This window comes from Rhizobium sp. WSM4643, assembly GCF_025152745.1.
GTDB lineage: Bacteria > Pseudomonadota > Alphaproteobacteria > Rhizobiales > Rhizobiaceae > Rhizobium > Rhizobium leguminosarum_I.
The window spans coordinates 915,450-932,031 of sequence record NZ_CP104040.1; the positions used below are offsets into that span (position 1 = coordinate 915,450).

General features: G+C 58.0%; 22 protein-coding genes and 1 pseudogene. 14 read left to right on the forward strand and 9 right to left on the reverse strand.

The window, feature by feature from the left end; all coding sequences use genetic code 11:
• Positions 1–355: 355 nt before the first annotated feature.
• A complete protein-coding gene (locus N1937_RS04695; protein ID WP_260057629.1) occupies positions 356–640 on the reverse strand; it encodes a hypothetical protein in 285 nt (94 codons plus the stop codon).
• Between the two features lie 124 nt (positions 641–764).
• Here N1937_RS04695 and N1937_RS04700 point away from each other — a divergent pair, with 124 nt between their 5' ends.
• From N1937_RS04700 to N1937_RS04720, 5 genes are all read left to right on the forward strand, one after another.
• The gene (locus N1937_RS04700; protein ID WP_260057632.1) at positions 765–2,096 is read left to right on the forward strand and encodes a hypothetical protein; all 1,332 of its coding nucleotides are present in this window, start codon (positions 765–767) and stop codon (positions 2,094–2,096) included.
• Positions 2,097–2,098: 2 nt separating this feature from the next.
• Positions 2,099–2,458: a hypothetical protein gene (locus tag N1937_RS04705; protein WP_130681345.1), complete on the forward strand. Its 360-nt coding sequence runs from the start codon at positions 2,099–2,101 to the stop codon at positions 2,456–2,458.
• A gap of 288 nt (positions 2,459–2,746) precedes the next feature.
• Positions 2,747–3,295: a hypothetical protein gene (locus N1937_RS04710; RefSeq protein WP_245484812.1), complete on the forward strand. Its 549-nt coding sequence runs from the start codon at positions 2,747–2,749 to the stop codon at positions 3,293–3,295.
• A 266-nt stretch (positions 3,296–3,561) separates the two neighbouring features.
• Complete coding sequence (locus N1937_RS04715) at positions 3,562–4,602, forward strand: class I SAM-dependent methyltransferase (RefSeq protein ID WP_260057636.1); 1,041 nt, start codon at positions 3,562–3,564, stop codon at positions 4,600–4,602.
• 275 nt (positions 4,603–4,877) lie between these two features.
• A complete protein-coding gene (locus tag N1937_RS04720) occupies positions 4,878–5,798 on the forward strand; it encodes a methyltransferase domain-containing protein (protein WP_130681351.1) in 921 nt (306 codons plus the stop codon).
• Between the two features lie 59 nt (positions 5,799–5,857).
• Here the strand turns inward: N1937_RS04720 and N1937_RS04725 are convergent, their stop codons facing one another.
• Entirely contained in the window at positions 5,858–6,856 is a 999-nt protein-coding gene (locus N1937_RS04725) for an acyltransferase family protein (RefSeq protein ID WP_130681353.1), read from the reverse strand.
• A 95-nt stretch (positions 6,857–6,951) separates the two neighbouring features.
• Here N1937_RS04725 and N1937_RS04730 point away from each other — a divergent pair, with 95 nt between their 5' ends.
• Together N1937_RS04730 and N1937_RS04735 are read left to right on the forward strand one after the other, a co-directional pair.
• The gene (locus N1937_RS04730; protein WP_170281662.1) at positions 6,952–7,206 is read left to right on the forward strand and encodes a hypothetical protein; all 255 of its coding nucleotides are present in this window, start codon (positions 6,952–6,954) and stop codon (positions 7,204–7,206) included.
• A pseudogene (locus N1937_RS04735) lies at positions 7,181–7,249 on the forward strand (lysozyme); the annotation flags it as partial. The gene N1937_RS04730 and the pseudogene N1937_RS04735, both read left to right, overlap by 26 nt.
• Before the next feature lie 151 nt (positions 7,250–7,400).
• Here the strand turns inward: N1937_RS04735 and N1937_RS04740 are convergent.
• Together N1937_RS04740 and N1937_RS04745 are read right to left on the reverse strand one after the other, a co-directional pair.
• The gene (locus N1937_RS04740; protein ID WP_017963393.1) at positions 7,401–8,084 is read right to left on the reverse strand and encodes a methyltransferase family protein; all 684 of its coding nucleotides are present in this window, start codon (positions 8,082–8,084) and stop codon (positions 7,401–7,403) included.
• 127 nt (positions 8,085–8,211) lie between these two features.
• Positions 8,212–8,748 carry a hypothetical protein gene (locus N1937_RS04745; protein ID WP_260057640.1) on the reverse strand — a complete coding sequence of 179 codons (537 nt, stop codon included), beginning with the start codon at positions 8,746–8,748 and terminating at the stop codon, positions 8,212–8,214.
• Positions 8,749–8,996: 248 nt separating this feature from the next.
• On the opposite strand from N1937_RS04745, the gene N1937_RS04750 reads away from it, so the two are divergent.
• Genes N1937_RS04750 through N1937_RS04770 form a run of 5 tightly spaced genes read left to right on the forward strand, consistent with a single transcriptional unit; the run spans position 8,997 to position 12,125 of the window.
• A complete protein-coding gene (locus N1937_RS04750) occupies positions 8,997–9,251 on the forward strand; it encodes a hypothetical protein (RefSeq protein WP_260057642.1) in 255 nt (84 codons plus the stop codon).
• Entirely contained in the window at positions 9,226–9,690 is a 465-nt protein-coding gene (locus N1937_RS04755; RefSeq protein ID WP_260057643.1) for a lysozyme, read from the forward strand. Before N1937_RS04750 ends, N1937_RS04755 begins: the two co-directional genes overlap by 26 nt.
• Positions 9,690–10,052, forward strand: coding sequence for a hypothetical protein (locus N1937_RS04760; RefSeq protein ID WP_260057644.1), 363 nt, complete (start codon positions 9,690–9,692; stop codon positions 10,050–10,052). The genes N1937_RS04755 and N1937_RS04760 overlap by 1 nt, the downstream gene beginning before the upstream one ends.
• Positions 10,053–10,071: 19 nt before the next feature.
• On the forward strand, positions 10,072–10,284 hold the full coding sequence (locus tag N1937_RS04765) for a hypothetical protein (protein WP_260057645.1): 213 nt from the start codon (positions 10,072–10,074) through the stop codon (positions 10,282–10,284).
• Entirely contained in the window at positions 10,284–12,125 is a 1,842-nt protein-coding gene (locus tag N1937_RS04770) for an SGNH/GDSL hydrolase family protein (RefSeq protein WP_260059055.1), read from the forward strand. Before N1937_RS04765 ends, N1937_RS04770 begins: the two co-directional genes overlap by 1 nt.
• 30 nt (positions 12,126–12,155) lie before the next feature.
• Here the strand turns inward: N1937_RS04770 and N1937_RS04775 are convergent, their stop codons facing one another.
• On the reverse strand, positions 12,156–12,278 hold the full coding sequence (locus tag N1937_RS04775; protein WP_017959485.1) for a hypothetical protein: 123 nt from the start codon (positions 12,276–12,278) through the stop codon (positions 12,156–12,158).
• A gap of 130 nt (positions 12,279–12,408) precedes the next feature.
• Here N1937_RS04775 and N1937_RS04780 point away from each other — a divergent pair, with 130 nt between their 5' ends.
• Positions 12,409–12,837: a DUF1515 domain-containing protein gene (locus N1937_RS04780; protein WP_222386124.1), complete on the forward strand. Its 429-nt coding sequence runs from the start codon at positions 12,409–12,411 to the stop codon at positions 12,835–12,837.
• Between the two features lie 145 nt (positions 12,838–12,982).
• On the opposite strand, the gene N1937_RS04785 is transcribed toward N1937_RS04780, so the two are convergent.
• On the reverse strand, positions 12,983–13,759 hold the full coding sequence (locus N1937_RS04785) for a Crp/Fnr family transcriptional regulator (protein WP_260057648.1): 777 nt from the start codon (positions 13,757–13,759) through the stop codon (positions 12,983–12,985).
• Between the two features lie 171 nt (positions 13,760–13,930).
• Complete coding sequence (locus N1937_RS04790; RefSeq protein ID WP_026154058.1) at positions 13,931–14,167, reverse strand: DUF6894 family protein; 237 nt, start codon at positions 14,165–14,167, stop codon at positions 13,931–13,933.
• A 667-nt stretch (positions 14,168–14,834) separates the two neighbouring features.
• Here N1937_RS04790 and N1937_RS04795 point away from each other — a divergent pair.
• On the forward strand, positions 14,835–15,020 hold the full coding sequence (locus N1937_RS04795; RefSeq protein ID WP_017963404.1) for a hypothetical protein: 186 nt from the start codon (positions 14,835–14,837) through the stop codon (positions 15,018–15,020).
• Positions 15,021–15,708: 688 nt separating this feature from the next.
• On the opposite strand, the gene N1937_RS04800 is transcribed toward N1937_RS04795, so the two are convergent.
• Together N1937_RS04800 and N1937_RS04805 are read right to left on the reverse strand one after the other, a co-directional pair.
• Positions 15,709–15,909 (reverse strand): hypothetical protein, encoded by a 201-nt coding sequence (locus N1937_RS04800; RefSeq protein ID WP_018068819.1) that lies wholly within the window; start codon positions 15,907–15,909, stop codon positions 15,709–15,711.
• 396 nt (positions 15,910–16,305) lie between these two features.
• The gene (locus N1937_RS04805) at positions 16,306–16,488 is read right to left on the reverse strand and encodes a DUF3606 domain-containing protein (protein WP_260057660.1); all 183 of its coding nucleotides are present in this window, start codon (positions 16,486–16,488) and stop codon (positions 16,306–16,308) included.
• Between the last annotated feature and the right edge of the window lie 94 nt (positions 16,489–16,582).

The following is a 16,582-nucleotide window of genomic DNA, read 5'->3' on the forward strand; positions in this document are numbered from 1 at the left end:
ATTTTCGAGACCCGCGGGGGACGATGAACCATCTCCGCGAACAGCTTGCGGTACCGGCCGCCGAGAAAGCGGCTGCACTCGTACGCGCGCTGTTGCTTGCTCGGCAGCAGCAAAAATAGCGGTGGTGGCTGGTGAGCTATCCCCGCAGATCTTCCCACAAAATGGCAACCCCTAGTGCCATCACGCTTATCGGTATGGCCCAGATGATCAATTTGACGGGTTGGCCGGCATACAGGAACATGTAACCGGCCGCTGATGCTCCGCCAATGGCCATCATCGCCCCCAGTGTCATGGATATGAATTTCCTCATTAAAAATCCTTCCTGGAAGCTTGCGGGCCTGAGGGGTACATGATGTCAGCGGTTATCAAGGACGATCTGGATCCGGATGGCGACCAGCAGCAATGTTGCCAGCGTGATCATCAGGCCGAGGGTGGCGCCGGGCAGGCAGGTGGTGCCGTTGAAATAAAGTCCCCCGCAATTAGCCCGCGCCTGCTTCCATATAAAAAAACAGGCCGGCCCTGCCGACAAAGCGCCGGCGAGAAACATGGTCAACTCGATCGGCAACTGATCAACCACCCACCTGGCGGGGCCTGTCCTGAGCGGGGACCATGAGGCAAACGTCACGACGGCGATGAGCATCGCGACGATCTTGATCGCTCTGTGTGACGGTTGGTTCGGCTTGTGATCACTCTGCATGCCGCAACCGATACTATACGATTCGAGGCCTCGCAATTCGCGGGGCCTTTTTCTTTGGAGAAGGTCAATGCCCAGAAACCCCTCAACCGGCGTCTATTCCAAGCCCGCCGGAACGACACCTTCCGTCGGCCAGGTCATCGACCCCGTGCCGTGGAACGCACTGACCACCGACCTCGGCAACGAAATCACCAACTCGCTGCCGCGCGACGGCTCGGCGCCGATGGTCGCACCGCTCAAGGCCGCAGGCGGAACGGTTTCCGCCCCCGGCCTCGGCTTCTCGTCGACCCCGCAGACCGGCCTCTATCTGAAGGGCGGCGGCCTGCTCGGGTTCACGCAGAACGGCGTCGACGTCTCGTTCGATCAGGCTCTGGTCTATGCAGCCAAGTCGAGCGACTACACAGCGCTTGCATCCGACGGCAACGCGGTTCATCGCTTTACCGCGGCCGCGACGCTCACCCTGACCGCAGCGGCAACGCTCGGCGCAAACTGGCACTATTGCGTCATCGCCGATGGCGGGGACGTGACGATTGATCCGAACGGGACAGAGACGATCGACGGGGCGGCAACGCTTGTCGTTCCGAACGGGTATTCCACCTTCATCGTCTGCAGCGGGACAGCGTTCTTCACGGATAAGCTGATTGCCAAGATCCAGGCTAAATCGGAGATCAACAACGTCGTCGGGTGTGAGACCGTCTATGTATCCAGCACTTCTATTCAGATAAAAACCGGCGAGGTGTTCTTCAATTCCAAGAACGTCGTCTATGCGTCCGCGATGACAAAATCCCTGTCCACCACCTTCACGGCCGGCAATAGCGGCGGGTTCCTTGACACTGGCGTCATGCAGGCGAGCAAAACCTATTTTGTTCACTCTGTGCGCAACCTGACAACAGGCGTTGGCGATTGGGTTGCAAGTCTGCAATCTGTCCCGGCGCTCGTTTCAATAGTAAATCTTACAGGTTGGGAAGTTGTTGGGCGCGTAAACGTGGTCTTGACCACATCTGGAAATGTAATTCGTCAGTATGTTCAGGATGGTAACGAATATCGAATTACTGCCGCCGTGCAAGAATACAACGGTTCCGGCATAGCTGTCAACGATATACAGCCAGTTGGCACTCCCGCCGGGATTGCTACTGAAATTTATTGGATGCTTGCGGTTAATTCTGCGGCCAATTCATCCGGCGAGCTTGGCGCGGGGGCTGATGCTGTCACATCTCCTGTTGCAGTCTTCAATGTCAACGCGGGCAACACGGCACAAGCGGGCCGCGTATCTGCTCGCAGCCGATCGCGATCAACGGGGATTGTAACCTTTTACGCCATCACGACGGTCGGTAGCGTATCGTACACATTGCGATCAAACGGCTTTAACGACTATACCGTGCCGCGCCTGAATGGAGCTTGATCATGACTTTGGTCTACGTGATGCGCGACGAAAATGGCGCAATCAAAGGCGTGTTCGCCGGCAGACAGGAAATCGCACAAGAGGCGATCGATGACCTGGCCGAAGAGGTCCAGGCATTCCTTCACCCGAAGGCTTCGGTCTCTTTTGTTTCCGCCCGACAGTTCAAGCTCCACCTCCTTGCGTCTGGGTTGATCGAGGCCGTTGACGTGTGGGTGGCTCAACAGCCCCGAGACGTTCAGATCGCGTATGAGTATTCCGTGATCTTCGTCAAGGACAGTCCGATGATGTTGGCCGGGTTCGCTGCCATGGGATTTTCCAGTTCGCAGATCGATGCGTTCTTCGAGGCAGCGTCGAAAATATGACGGCGGGGCAGCTAAAACATATTGGCAACCAACACCCATTCTATCTAAAGATGCGTCATCATTAAGAGGGCTCGAACCTTGAGGCGCATACATCCCCTGGTCATCATTCGAAATTTCATCCGAGATTTCCCTGAAAACAGAGCCATCAGAAAAAGATATAGGTCATGGCTTCGCGCATCTAAAGCAGCAAAATCAGATTACCAAGCGGATGTTCTGACACGTTTTAGAGCCAAACGGTCCCAAGCCATAGCAGGGCATGAAGAAGATTATGTTCGGCCGGTGGCGGAGTTGATCGAGATCATGTCGGATGGTTCCGGTGCGTTCGTTGATTTCGGTGGGTCTGCCGGCGAATCGTGCTCCGTTCTGCATCGGAAGTTCCCGGCAATGTCATTCGTCGTGATCGAAACGCCAGCAATGGTGAAGGCTGCGGCAAAGCTTCGGCCATTGATCGCATTCTCAAGCGAACTGCCGGATCGTATCGATATTTTCTACAGCAGCGGCACATTCCAATATCTGGAAGACCCGTATGCGCTTTGGAAGCGCGTTCTCTCCAAGACGACCGGTTATGCCTTCCTGGCGCGGAACACCTTTTCTGAGACGGACCAGTTCAGGGTTCAGCATTCGATGCTGTTCAACAACGGCGCCGGCCCGATCCCAGAAGGTTTCAACGATGTTGTCGTCCGATACCCGCACAGGACCATTTCAGAGCGGCGTCTGATCGATATCGCATCGGGAGCAGGCTTCGAGCTGGTAAACCGCATTGCAGATAGAAATGGAGGCCTCATCCAAGGCGCCAAAGGCATGTACGGCGCTGATCTGCTGTTTAAGAGACGATAGTTTGACGCAGCTCAGAAAAGCTTGATCAACCCGAATGGCCTCGCAATGCGCGGGGCCTTTTCCTTTGGAGAAGGTCAATGCCCAGAAACCCATCCACCGGTGTCTATTCCAAGCCCGCCGGCACGACACCTCCGTCGGCCAGATTATCGACCCGGCGTTCGTCAGGTCCGGCATGTCGGCGGCGCTACGGATGGTTTCTACTTCCCGTACGGAAGGATCGCATACAGCATCATTCTCCTTGCAGTGGTTGGCATATCGCAATAATTGTGGCGGCAACATCAAATCCACCGGGAGACGAAATGGGATACTTTATAAAGCGCGGGAAACCGATCGATAGCAGCAGGCTGAAAAAGGACCTGAATAAACAGGGCTCGATCGCTGCGGCTCGCGCTTTTTCCGAGCAGATCGAAAAGGGCGCGCTCCTTGAGAAGTGCCCGGCCTGCGGGAGCAGTGCCCATCATAAGCTTCTGACGGTCTACGGCTTCGACTATAACGAATGCGAGGGCTGCGGTTCGGCCTTCGTCTGCAACCCGCCGGCTGACGAGGCGCTGTCAGCGGCCTACCGATCAGACTATTACACCGAGGCGCAGAAGGTTCTCTACGCCAACGACTCGATCATCGACTATCGCGTCGCTCAGGTTTTCACGCCGAAGGTCGAATTTGCAATTGAACATTCTCGGGCAACGAAAAAGACATGGCTCGATATCGGTTGCGGAGTGGGCGAGACATTGTCAGTAGCGAAAGGCCACGGATACACTATTCTTGGGCTCGAGCCGAATGTGATGCAAGCTGAGTATGCCGCCAAGCGTTTCGGCGTCGAGGTCAGGCAGGATTACATCTCGAAGGATACGGTTTCGAAGTATCGCGGCCAATATGGCGTGATCTCAATGTTCAGCGTTTTGGAGCATGTGCCGGACCCGAACCAGATCCTGGCGGACGTTTCAGCGATCCAAGGTGAGGGGGATACGCTCGTTATCGAGGTTCCGCATTTTCCCTCGATCTCTACGATGAGCCAGATGACATTCCCGAACCACGTCAACCGCATGATGCACCCGCCGTTGCATCTATTCCTGTTCTCGCTCCGCGCACTTGAGGGAATGCTCAAACGCCACGGCTACAAGATCAATGCGGCGTGGCTGTTTGGTCAGGACTTCTACGAGATGATCAGCACGCTGGGGCTCTTGGCGCCGGCGCTCAACCAATCGAAACTCCTTTCCGCGCTGTCGCCGATGATGAGTGACCTGCAGGCAGTTATCGATAATCACGATATGAGCGACGAAGTGCTCTTGGTCGCTGAGCGCGTTTGACCAACCACAACATACATTTTAATGATTGACTGAAGGCGGTTCTTTTCGAACCGCCTTTTTCTATACCTGTGAGGCAACCATGACCGTATCGAGCGAAGTCAACACAGCCGGGACATAAAACGGCAACGGCTTGACGACTATGTTCCTGTGGGTTTTCTCCGACACATTCGACGCCGGCTCTGTCAACATCCTTCACGAATACCTTGAAGCCGTGCGTTGAACAACGACCGACCATCATATAGCGTGCCGGAAGGATTTTGCGGTGGTGGGAATTAATGACGGCTTTGGATCAACTGCTGAGCGTATATTGGCTACGTCCCGAAACGGCCATTTGGCGGTTTCTCGATATCGAGGCAATGAAGGGATTTGAACTCAAGGGAAGATCCTTGGACTTTGGATGCGGGGACGGGTTGTTTTCGTTCATCAGGGCAGGCGGGCGGTTCAGTGCCGAATTCGACGCCTTCCAGAAGACGGAACAACTCGACCGGTTCTATGAAAAAGCTGATGTGTATGACGCCTACGATGAGAGCTTCGACCCGCTAGTCAACATTCCGGCGTCATATCAGATAAGCGTTGGCTTTGACCACAAGGCCAACTTGTTGCGAAAAGCGACAGCGCTTGGGTTCTACAAGGAAACCGTTGAGGGCGATGGGAACGGTCCTCTTCCTTTCGATGACAATTCTTTCGGATCTATTTTTTCAAACATCGTTTATTGGCTCGACAACCCGATAAGCGTTCTCACGGAATTGAGAAGGATCTTGGAGCCGGGCGGCACGATTTGCCTGATGCTCCCGAACGACACGCTTCCGGAGTATAGTTTCTACAACTCGTTGTATGTCGAGACGAAAGACGAACGATGGAAGTGGCTTGAGCTTCTTGATCGCGGCAGACTGAGTGACAATATCAAGCAATCGAAATCGGATGAGGATTGGCGAGAAATTTTCGCCAGAGCTGGACTGTCGGTTTCACGCCACTCGCAGCACTTGCCGAAGGCGATAATCCAGACCTGGGACATTGGTTTCCGGCCAATGTTCCCGGCCCTCATGAAAATGGTTGATGGCGTCGATCGCGAGAAGATGCCTGGCATAAAAGCAGAGTGGGTAAGCGCTCTCAGAATGTTCGCCACTCCGCTTGCGGCGATGGGTGCCATTAACGACGAACGCAGTGCATTCCACTGCTATATCCTGTCGAAATAGCCGCTCGGTCCCGATTCTCTAAAACCAGCGAAGGCGGCTCTCCGGGGTCGCCTTTTGCATTACGGGGATTTTTCAGCCGCAAGATCGACGCCTTCTTGCAAGCGGCGTCGGACCTCTAAATGCCCCATCTTTGCCTTGGCACGGCGCGCGGCGGCATGGCACGGCTTCTCGATCCATCGATAGAACGGGTAGACGAGCGCCAGTGATAGGGCGCAAACGACAATCGGCGTTGTCACAAACCGTTCAACAGCCGCCGCCGCGATGACGTGGATAAGGTAGATCGAAAAGCAAGCGGCGCCGATCTTTTCCAGAGCCTTGACAGGGCCTCGATCGGTCGCATTCCTGATCTCTGCCAGTATCCAGCATCCCGCCAGCACCGCGAAGGGCACCATAGTCAGGTAAAAGCCGGCGGCCGTGTTCATCGTCGCCCAATAAAGTGTGGAAGCACTTACGGCAGACACGACACGCCAGCCCCAAACATTGCCTGGAAGTTTCAGGCGGTCGAGATTTTCAGCGAGATAGCAGCCAAGAAGCCAGGCAGGTAGCCCGACGACCCAATTGAGTTGCGGCCCGTATTTCATAGCGTTCCCATATTGGTCCGAGCCGAGGCTAATTGCTACGCCATAGGAGGCTATGACCGAAACGGTGATGAGAACCGGCCATCCGATCCGGCGCGATATCGGTAAGATCAGCGGGTACAGGCAGTAGTAGACGGCTTCGCAGACGACGGACCATAGAATGTAGCCGTCTATCGGATTGTAGGCCCTCATGCCCATGGCTTGAGCCAGGATGAAGGCGGCGGTCGCGGGCGGCACGATCCGGATAAACCGACCGGCGAGGAATGGCGCGACCTGGAGGCCACGGAACCGATACGGGTAGTGGATGCAGAAGCCGGAAACCACAAAGAAGGCGATCACGGCGGGGTGGCCGGTGAAGATGTATCGCGAGATCCCAGGCATCGACGGCCCAAGCAAATGCGCGAATACTACGGACAACGCGGCAACTGCTCTGACGGTATCGAGGCCTTCGATCCTGTTTGAACTCGGAAATGATCGCATTTCGCCAAGTAACCGCTAAGCGAAAACTTTAGCAATAGACAACTATTAGTGTACCTCACAGTACCTATATTGCCCATCAATAATCCGGAGTCCCCATGCTCGTCCATAACTGGCGCGAGGTGCTGAAGCGTGCCTGGTCGGTGCGGTTGATGGCGCTGGCGCTGCTCTTCATCATCGTTGAGCCCGTCTACACCTTCGTCGCCGCGACCTGGGTGTCGCACAACCTCTACATCCAGCTCGCCATGTCGGTGGCGACAGGGCTTCTCGCCGTTGCGGCGATCATTGCCCGCATCTTCGTCCAGCAAAAAATCTCAGGAGACTTGAATGGCAAACCGCCTGCAGAAGGGTAGTGCCGCCGCGGCCATGGCCGTGGCGCTCGTCGGATCGTTCGAGAGAGGATAAAGACCCATGACGATTTACAACCCAGATGATTATGGAGCGATCGGGGATGGTGTGACCGATGACGCCCCGGCCTTTGCCGCCATGACGGCTGATCATCTCCATTCTGGCGCTGTCGCCTCTCGGCCTGAATCTAGCGAGGAAATCATCCAGTGGCCGTGGCGCGTTTGCCGCGCATGGGCAAAAACGGAATCACCTTGGGGACGCGCTCGGCATATGATCGGTAGTCTGGAAATGCCGCCCGGAGCACCGTCTCTTCGTTACTCATCCGGCGAAGTTGCAGGCACCAATGCACGATTCCGAGAAGTACCGTCCACTGAGAAAAGCTGAATAGGATCATTCCGATAATGAATATCTCCTCGGTCAGATAGAGCGGATGCCGGACGATGGAATACGGCCCCGTTGTGACCAGAGCTCTTGCACCCGGTGCTATGCTGAAACTGCGGCCGAGGATCGCAAGCATATATGCCGATGAAAAGAAGCCAATGATCATCAAAACCATTGCGGCAAGGCGCGCAGTATCTGGCAACACCATTGGCGGAGGCAGGAAGGCGATCAGCAGGAAGAGGAAGGTGCCTGCGATCGCCGTCAGGTATGGTTCAACGCCGCGCGCAGATCGTACTTGGGGCATTCTCGTTAAGGTCACGACACACATCATGCCGATAAATAAGACCGCAGCGATCTCAGCTATCAGGAATACGACGCCCCGGGACGGATAGTCGCCGGTCGTCATCGTCCGCGCAATCTTGGTCCACACAACTAGTATTGAATAGGAACAAATGCCAATCCGGCCGATGACATCTGCAATAATCAAGTGTCGATTGCTCATTGGTGCCCCCGCGTTGTTTGAACGCATCTTCGCACGGTTGCGGAAAATGGCAATCGCAACCGGCAAAATTGGTGAATACCAACTATTGGGGATGTAACTTACACCGCCGCGCCGCCGTCGGCGTCTGTCAATGCAACGACACGCGATGCGCCAGCAGCCGATCAATTCTGGCCCGGATGCGGATGCGGCGGATGATCTCGGCGTGAGTGAAAAGACAGGCGAGGGCGGCCACGACGATCAACGCGGTTCCGAGCAGCGCTGTAGGCAACGGCAGTGACCAGTCGATATAACCGGCGGGGAGTGACGCCCCACTGCGACCTGCTTCGGCTGTGCTTGCAGCGGCATTGGCAAGCACCAGCCCAAGCAGCGCAACATGGGCATGAACGAAGCGTGTCCTAAGAAACCGTTTCGGATGAAAAGCAAGATAGACGCCGAACATCGCCATTGACGCAAACGCAATGAGAAGTTCCCACGCCCCCATCCCCGCCGCGCTAAGTAACATAAGGGGTAAGCGCAACACTGGCAGCATTGTCAGGTACAGCGCCCAAGCAAACGGGCGTGATGGATACATGGCCAGCAGTAGCATGCTGGCGGCAAATAGCGCACCGATGGCATAGACCAAAGCAGGTCCGAGACGAACAAAAGTCAGAACGAAGACACGCATTCGCTTTCCTCCTTCGGCAGGCCTCGTGGTTCTGGGCAGAATATTCGCAAATGCTTTAGCGGGGCTTACCGCTCGACCAGCGCCGCATGAATGACTCCGGCTGCGGAGATTTGCAACCTTCCACAAAACTTATCCACCTTAACGAGGCGATTTCATGAACATCGACGGCACGCCGCTGCGGCTGTTGCTGTTCGTCGCCTTCAGAACCTGATCACGGCTTAACCCCTCCAAACATCGGAGCCCACCCCATGCTCGTCCATAACTGGCGCGAGGTGCTGAAGCGTGCCTGGTCCGTCCGCCTCATGGCGCTGGCGCTGCTCTTCATCATCATCGAGCCCGTCTACACCTTCGTCGCCGCCACCTGGGTGTCGCGCAACATCTACATCCAGCTCGCCATGTCGGTGGCGACGGGGCTTCTCGCCATTGCGGCGATCATCGCCCGCATTTTCGTCCAGCAAAAAATCTCAGGAGACTTGAATGGCAAACCGCCTGCAGAAGGGTAGTGCCGCCGCGGCCATGGCCGTGGCGCTCGTCGGATCGTTCGAGGGGCTGCGCCAGAATGCCTATCCCGATCCGGCCTCTCAAGGCCAGCCGTGGACGATCTGCTACGGCAGCACCAACGGTGTGAAGCCGGGGGACCGCAAGACGGTGGAGCAATGCAAGGCGCTCCTGGCGCTGGAGCTCGGGACCTATGCAAGCGGCATTGAAAGCTGCGTGCGCGTCGCCCTGCCGGATCCGCGTTTCGTGGCGCTGACCTCCTTTGCCTATAATGTCGGGGTCAAGGCCGCCTGCGGCTCGAGCGCGGTCAAGCTCATCAATGAGGGCAGGGCGGCCGAGGGCTGCGAGGCGCTTTTGAAGTGGAACCGCGCCGCCGGCATCGTCTTTCCGGGCCTGACGCGGCGCCGGCAGAAAGAGCGCCAGTTCTGCCTCGAGGGCATCTGATGTTCTCTATCCTCGACACGCTCAAGATGGGCGCCGGCATCGCCGCCGGCCTGATGCTCTATCACCTCTATGCCGTCTCGATCGGCTATCCCTCGGCGGCAAGGCAGGCGCGCGCCGGCTATGTCCTTGTTGCCGAAAAGAGTGCAGCCGAGGCCAAGGCTGCCGAGATGGAGCGCCAACGCAACGCGGCGTCACAAGCCGGCGAAGAGCACCGCAGGCGTCTCGCCGCCGCAGAAGCCGCCGAGCAGGCCGCCAGAGACACACTCGAAATCGAGATCCAATCCTATGAGCTTCAGCTTTCGGAAAAGAACCGCGCTTGCGCTGTCACTGCTGCTGATCGTCAGTGGCTGCTCCGCCACTGAGCGCCTGAACAAGGCGGCGATGACGAAGGGGCAGGCGGCGGCCGGCATCGCTCTGCCACCATTGCCCAATGATCTGCGCCGGCAGGAAGCGCATGCGCCTGTCGTCGAGGGCGAGGCTGTCATCGCCATCCTCGCCCGCGAGCGCCAGGCGCTCGACCGCGCCAATGCCCGCCAGGGGCGCATCGTGCAATTCTACGACGACCTCACCAATAGATATGGAACACACCGATGATGATGAACGCCATTTCGCTCGCCCTTGCGAATCCGATGCTGAGCGGTGGAGGCGGGGCGGGCGGCGACCCCGATCGCTACATGTTCTTCGCGACCCGCAACCGCATGCCGTCTGGAAACATCGTCACCGCCGCATCCGGCGCGAATTATGTCTGCAGCAAGATCGTCGTCAACACGCCGCAGTATAAGACCAGGAGCTTCCGCTTTCACCTCTCGGGCTTCGCCTCGACAGAAGGCGGAAATTCGCCGCAGGAAATGGTCGTCACCGGCACGATCGGCACGCCGGGCAATGCCGTGGTTGCCGACGCAATGTTCATCAGGGTCGCAGGCGTCTTCTACCAATGCACCTTCGCCGGCCTGAACACGGTGACCGTCGCTGACCAGACGAACGGCGCCTGGACGGACGAGCTGACCATTCCCGATGTCGCCCCGGAAAGCGAAATCGAAATCTGGCTGTTTTATCATACCGCCGTCGGCGAGAAGATCTGGCCGGTCTACCGCATCCAGAAGCACCGCGGCGAGCGCGTCTGGGGTGCGGGCGATCTCGCCACGCTGCTCGCCTTCAAGGACACCCCGCTTGCCGACAGCACGGCCGCACTCGATAGCAATTACGCGACCGTCACCCAGCCGCAATATTACGGGCCTGACTTCATGGTCGCCAAGGGCGATTGGGATGGAAGGCCGGTCGCCCTTGCTGTTGTCGACAGCCTGGGGGAAGCGCGCCAGCAGTTTTCCGCCGCCGCCGATGCGCGCGGCAATCTCGGCTGGTTCCGCCGCTGGCTCGATAGGGACGGCGGCATCGGCCGCATTCCGCATCTGATGATCGGCATGCCGGGAAACGGTTCCGTGCGCGAACTCACCGGCACCGGTGCGGCGATTGCGACCCGGCGCTGGGCCATTCTCGACGAGATCACCGCCTTCAACAACAATCAGAAGCCGTTCACCGTCATTGCCAACCAGATGGGACAGAACGATACGGCGGCGACCTACACGCAGTTTTTCAACACCAATTACAGAAGCCTGATCACCAGGCTTCGGGCGCGCTACCCCGGCCTCAAGATCGTCGCCTTGCCGCCGCTCGGCCGCACGGTGTCCACCCGCACGGTCACCTTGACATCGGTCGGCACCGTCGTCACGGCAACGATCGCCTCGGGCATCAACGGGCTTGCGACCGGCCAGACGGTGTCGATCTCCGGCGCTGCGCAGACGGAGTATAACGGCAATGTGGTGATCACGGTCACCGGACCGAACAGCTTCACCTATAATTTTGCCGGATCGGCGACATCGCCCGCGACCGGCACGATCACCGCCAACGATCTCTATCTCAGGGCCGCCTACCAGAGCTTTTCGGCCAACAACACCTGGCCGGCGGACGGCACGGATGCCTCGGGCAAATGGCGGCTGCGCGCCGATATCCTGGCGAAGACCTCGGCCTGCTGCGACGATGCGATCGATACCTATGCGGCCTGGGTCTCCGCTGAAAGGGATGGCGCCTGGCCCGGCATGCTCGAGCTGCCGAGCACAGCGGTGACCCTGCAGTCGGGAACGGACGGGGTTGCGACCTACACGACGATCGAAGTGGCGGATGCCGGCATCTTCGCGCCGGAGCAGGAGATCAACACCTATGCCGGGCCGGATGGTATCACCCGCCTGTCGACCACGTCGATCGGCAGCATCTCCGGCAACACCCTCACTATCTCGATTCCGCGCTCCACGGTCCTGCCGGTCGGCTCCATCGTGCGCCCGAGCGTCACGCCGGATGGCGTCCATCCCTATGGCGCGGTGATCGACCGTGTCGTCAACGGCATTCCCCAATCCGAAAAGCTGAAACTCAATCCTTGAGCGGGCAAGCGAAAGAGGCTTTTCGCCTCGTCACTTCGGCTCCGGCTGCTGGATGACCGGCGGCGGTGTCTCGCTCTTGCCGCTGCCTTGAATGAACGGCTTGATCACCGGAATGCTCAGGATCGACGCGACCATTACCCCGATGATGATCATCAATAACATTCTCATGACCTTGCCTCGCGCCATACCGATCGACGCTATCTTGCGGCATGTAAACTTTACGCAAAATTCTAGGATTCAACATTCTCCGGTTGAAAACGTTCCATCCCCAGAGGGGAGATAGATGACATCCAATGACGATATCCTCCGCGCCCTCGGGCGTGTCGAGGGAAGGCTGACCGGCATCGAGGACAACGTCGCGCTTCTGCGCAAGGAGGTCAGCGACGAAAAGGTGAGTGCCCACGACAGCCGCGCCGTGCTCCACAAGCGGCTCGACGAGCAGGCCAGGCAGATCGCCCAGCTCGATACAAGTGTGGCGATCAGCGGCGGTGCGGACGCGCAAATTCGCGAGGAAATCAAAAGCCTGAAGGACACCGTCGAGAAGAACCAGGAGGCGGTCGCGCCGGCGCTTGACGAGTGGAAACGGATGAAGACGATCGGTTACGGCATATCGGGGCTGATCGCCTTTGCCGGCCTGACCGTTGGCGGCGTGATCGCCTATGCGAGCGACGGCGCGGTAGCGGCGCTCAGGCATTGGTTGAAGATCAATTGAACCGCGGTGGTCGGTTTTGCGACAACGACAGCTGTAAAAACAAAGACTAAAGCGAGAGAAGCAATCTAAAGATTGCGAGGCGGTTCAGAGCCGCGCCAGCAGCCATCTCATCAATCAGCGGGCGAAGCCTGCTCAGCGGAGTTTGCTAGATGCGATCCCCGATTCTGTCCCCCCCCTTCAAATTCAGCTCGAGGGAATGAACCAGCTGCTTGCCGTAGCCTTCGATCAGCCGCTCGTATTCCTGCTCCGGCACGCCGTAGCAGCCGCCTGCAATCTCGATCAGCTTGCTGCGGTCGGTGATGCGGACGTTGCCGCGTGTCGATCTGATCGCGTGCATGCCTTCAAGAATGTGCAGCTCATCGGTGACGCTCGCCCGCCTGACGCCGAGCATCAGCGCCAGGAATTCGTGCGTCAGCGGCAGATCATTGCCGTCAATGCGGTCGTGGCACATCAGCAGCCAGCGGGCCAGCCGCTGATGCATGTTGAATTTCGCCGCTGCCAGCGCGCTGTGGGCAAGCTGCAGCTCGCAGGTATGCACATAGCGCAGCAGCAGTTGCCGCGCCTCGGGATGGTCAAGGATCGGAAGAAAATCCTCCGTGGCTACCTGAAGCCCGTGACCGGCCACCTGCATGAAGGTCTTGTTCGGCGTTCGCTCGACGCCGAGGACGACGGGGTAGCCGGCGATGCCCTCGCGTCCGATGTGGCGGATTTCAACGCTTTTGCCGTCGGCGCTTTCCACAACCATCGAGGCGAGGCCGCTTTCAAGAAAACAGACATGCTCGATCGGCTGGCGCGGCCGCACGAGCGAATGGTTGACGGGAAGGTCGATGGGCTCGAGAAGCGGCTCGAGACGCTCGAATGCATCCCTCGGAAACGAGCGCAACAGCCTGTTCTTCACTCCGCTCTGCATCATCATCGTCATGATTCCACACCGCCTGCTGAATGACAAACGCGAGGTTAATCCCTTGGTTCAGGGATTTCACATTCTGTGCGGTTTTGACAATTGCGACGACCGACGATGTCTTGGAGAGCCGCAGCGCGACACCGAGCCAATCTCCTGCAGCGCGCTGCCCGTGCCGCGCGTTTGTGTGATCTAGTCCAGGCGGATAGCAGATCGGAAGGGGACTGTCGCGACCAGCGAGCCGTCCTCAGTCATGATCTCGAACGCACCTCCGTCTGCCGGATCGCCGGTACGGATCCTCTCCGCAATGATCTCGCGGGCGGAAAGGGTTGCTTCCTCGCAAGCAAGTTCAGGTGAAGCGAGGTCAATGCCTTCCGAATCTTCCTCGAAGACATCATTCCTGCGGACGTGGAAAAAATATCTTGGCAATTTCTGTTCCTCCATCAATTGAGATGGCCCGCCTAACTCAGCTTGCGACAAATTGTTCCTCCCGATCTTCAGACGAGCGCTACCCCAGGGGACCGAGCGTTGTTACAAAAAACGCCCCACCAAAGCGGGGCGAGTTGGGTTTTCTTGGGAGTTGGCGGGCCGCACGGAGAAATCGAAGTGCATGGTCGTTAAACCTTCCTCCGCACGACCCGGCGCCCTTACGCCGGCGAAAGGCTCTTGTTCCCGGCCGACCGCATTTTTCCATTCATCGCAGCAATCGTTCTGCTGCCGCCGGCAAATGCACCGGGGATAGCCTCAACGATTTGCAGGCTGCCGATCTCCGACGCACCGACGTCAGCAATTGTCGCCTGGCGTCGCGCCGGCGCAAAAAAAAGCCCCGCGTGAGCGGGGCAAGGATGGAAAGGCGGATTGGGGCGTGCATCCCATCATCCTCGCGCGCAACTCGGCGGCGGCGGAAAAGTTCCAGCTACCGATACAATCTCTGAAATTTTCCAGAAAGCGGCGAAGCCCACGAGCTTTCACGAGACGGAGCAAACGAAACCTGGCCGCACGAAACTCTTGCCACCTTCTGTAAAGATCAAATTTTAGCATCTGCTAACGAACAAAATGCCGGCGTGTCGGTTTTCCTCTCAAGGAGGAAACAGTCATGAAGACCATGAACAATCGCCAAGTTCGCATTCCCGGACCGCGAGAGCATGATGTTGCCGAACATTGCCGCAAGTTCGGGATCGGCCCGGCGGAGGAGAAGAAGCTGAAGAAGCTTCTCGGCCCCCGGGCGCCGCTCCATGAAATCCACGCGAACGCTCCGCCGCGCCAACCCAAGTGGCGTTAGGCCAGGAGACGTGCGACGCGGTTCTCCAGGAATGCATCAAACAAAAGGTGAGAGCGGTTCGGTCCATGAAAGCTGAACCGCTCTCGTTTGTGGGGGGGGTGCGACAGGCGGGGCATATGAGTGCTTCACGCCGCATTACGGCAATGACTCAAAGATTGAGCGAAACGGACGGTGCCGCGAAGGCGGGTGAAAGAGCTTCTGTTGCCCGGATTTTCAACAATCGATTTTGTTTGAGACCTGGACATAACTGCTCGGCTTGCTCCATCTGGATTCGCTGAAAGCCCCGCTCCGGCGGGGGTTTTCGTTGGCGTTGCGATGCGCCTGTCGGTTTTCGCCCCGCGGGAGTTTATCGGTGTGACGGTCGCAACGTGCCCGGGCAGGTTGTTGATGATCCCTCGGCGGATTTTCCGGGATCGTGGCGTCGCATTTTTGCCGGGGAACTTCCGACAAGATCAGGGGTTTTGGCGGCGGATCGCGCGGCAGGTCTCGTCTCCTGTACCACTGCTACCCCTGCAGTTGCTGCGCGATCCACTGATGCAAGCACGATGATAGCCGCTTTGCTCCCGGCTGCTGCCAGCGGGCTATGCAGCGGTCGTTCGTCACCGTTGAAAGTTCCTACCTTCAAAGACGCCCCGACCTCAGCACCTGCGCTGGCCCACGAGCCATAGGTCCGGGCCAGGAAAGCGTGTCAATGCCGTGGGCGCCGCGACAGCATGAGGATGTAATCGTCGGCGATATCGGCAACCACCATGGCGGCTTCAGCGGCCGTATATCCTTTGCCGATGGCGTCGCTGACGATTTTCATGACGGCCGGCTCAAGCGCTTCCCGACAGTCGGACAGACTTTCGACATGCGGGCATTTTGCACGAAATTCCAAGACATTGTTCATGACATACCCTCCATTTTGATTGAGCTCGGCCCCTATGCATGGAAGCCGCCTTTCCACGAAAAGGCAGGCAACGATTCCGGCGAGCTGCTTCAGGAACCAGAAGTGTTTTCCTGAAGCTACGATGGCATAGGCCCCGATGTATTCAAGCGCATGCTGATATTAAGGTAAGCCAGTAGGGTTAATTCGTCCGCTGATGTTGCATCGTGGCATCGAAAGCAGATGCAGGCCAGCCGCGGCTAATGCATCGGCCCGCAAATCGGAATCGATCTTCGGAAGCACGATGCGTCGATCCAAAGTGTTACAGCGCCGCGCGGCTGAAAAGACGCGCGGCGCTGTCATGCATGTCCCTCAAAACTGTGTCTTGGGACGAAGGTATGCATGAACGCCTGTATGGCTTCAGACGCTGATGCGCCGGCCGGCCTTATCAGCCTCTTTGCGATTGGCGCCGTGCTTTTCGATGATGCCTTTGGCATCCTCGTTGGAAATGCGGTGTTTCTTCGCGAAGTAGATGACGTCGTAGGGCCCGTCAGTCGCGGCCGCTTTGGCCGGCTGGGGCTTTTTCGTTGTGTCATTGGTCATGATTTTTCCTTTCAAGGCAATGTGGCGCCGGACACCAAGTCATGTCAGCGCCTATTCTCTCCGGAACGAGGATCGGAGAACCGTCACCCTCAAT

What these genes read in the sequence shown, in the direction of transcription:
- N1937_RS04750 (WP_260057642.1), top strand. Translation starts at nt 8,997, where the DNA reads ATGCTCGTCCATAACTGGCGCGAGGTGCTGAAGCGTGCCTGGTCCGTC.
- N1937_RS04785 (WP_260057648.1), bottom strand. Translation starts at nt 13,759, where the DNA reads ATGACGATGATGATGCAGAGCGGAGTGAAGAACAGGCTGTTGCGCTCG.
- N1937_RS04775 (WP_017959485.1), bottom strand. Translation starts at nt 12,278, where the DNA reads ATGATCATCATCGGGGTAATGGTCGCGTCGATCCTGAGCATTCCGGTG.
- N1937_RS04795 (WP_017963404.1), top strand. Translation starts at nt 14,835, where the DNA reads ATGAAGACCATGAACAATCGCCAAGTTCGCATTCCCGGACCGCGAGAG.
- N1937_RS04745 (WP_260057640.1), bottom strand. Translation starts at nt 8,748, where the DNA reads ATGCGTGTCTTCGTTCTGACTTTTGTTCGTCTCGGACCTGCTTTGGTC.
- N1937_RS04740 (WP_017963393.1), bottom strand. Translation starts at nt 8,084, where the DNA reads ATGAGCAATCGACACTTGATTATTGCAGATGTCATCGGCCGGATTGGC.
- N1937_RS04770 (WP_260059055.1), top strand. Translation starts at nt 10,284, where the DNA reads ATGATGAACGCCATTTCGCTCGCCCTTGCGAATCCGATGCTGAGCGGT.
- N1937_RS04760 (WP_260057644.1), top strand. Translation starts at nt 9,690, where the DNA reads ATGTTCTCTATCCTCGACACGCTCAAGATGGGCGCCGGCATCGCCGCC.
- N1937_RS04755 (WP_260057643.1), top strand. Translation starts at nt 9,226, where the DNA reads ATGGCAAACCGCCTGCAGAAGGGTAGTGCCGCCGCGGCCATGGCCGTG.
- N1937_RS04720 (WP_130681351.1), top strand. Translation starts at nt 4,878, where the DNA reads ATGACGGCTTTGGATCAACTGCTGAGCGTATATTGGCTACGTCCCGAA.
- N1937_RS04695 (WP_260057629.1), bottom strand. Translation starts at nt 640, where the DNA reads ATGCTCATCGCCGTCGTGACGTTTGCCTCATGGTCCCCGCTCAGGACA.
- N1937_RS04725 (WP_130681353.1), bottom strand. Translation starts at nt 6,856, where the DNA reads ATGCGATCATTTCCGAGTTCAAACAGGATCGAAGGCCTCGATACCGTC.
- N1937_RS04700 (WP_260057632.1), top strand. Translation starts at nt 765, where the DNA reads ATGCCCAGAAACCCCTCAACCGGCGTCTATTCCAAGCCCGCCGGAACG.
- N1937_RS04765 (WP_260057645.1), top strand. Translation starts at nt 10,072, where the DNA reads ATGACGAAGGGGCAGGCGGCGGCCGGCATCGCTCTGCCACCATTGCCC.
- N1937_RS04705 (WP_130681345.1), top strand. Translation starts at nt 2,099, where the DNA reads ATGACTTTGGTCTACGTGATGCGCGACGAAAATGGCGCAATCAAAGGC.
- N1937_RS04805 (WP_260057660.1), bottom strand. Translation starts at nt 16,488, where the DNA reads ATGACCAATGACACAACGAAAAAGCCCCAGCCGGCCAAAGCGGCCGCG.
- N1937_RS04780 (WP_222386124.1), top strand. Translation starts at nt 12,409, where the DNA reads ATGACATCCAATGACGATATCCTCCGCGCCCTCGGGCGTGTCGAGGGA.
- N1937_RS04730 (WP_170281662.1), top strand. Translation starts at nt 6,952, where the DNA reads ATGCTCGTCCATAACTGGCGCGAGGTGCTGAAGCGTGCCTGGTCGGTG.
- N1937_RS04800 (WP_018068819.1), bottom strand. Translation starts at nt 15,909, where the DNA reads ATGAACAATGTCTTGGAATTTCGTGCAAAATGCCCGCATGTCGAAAGT.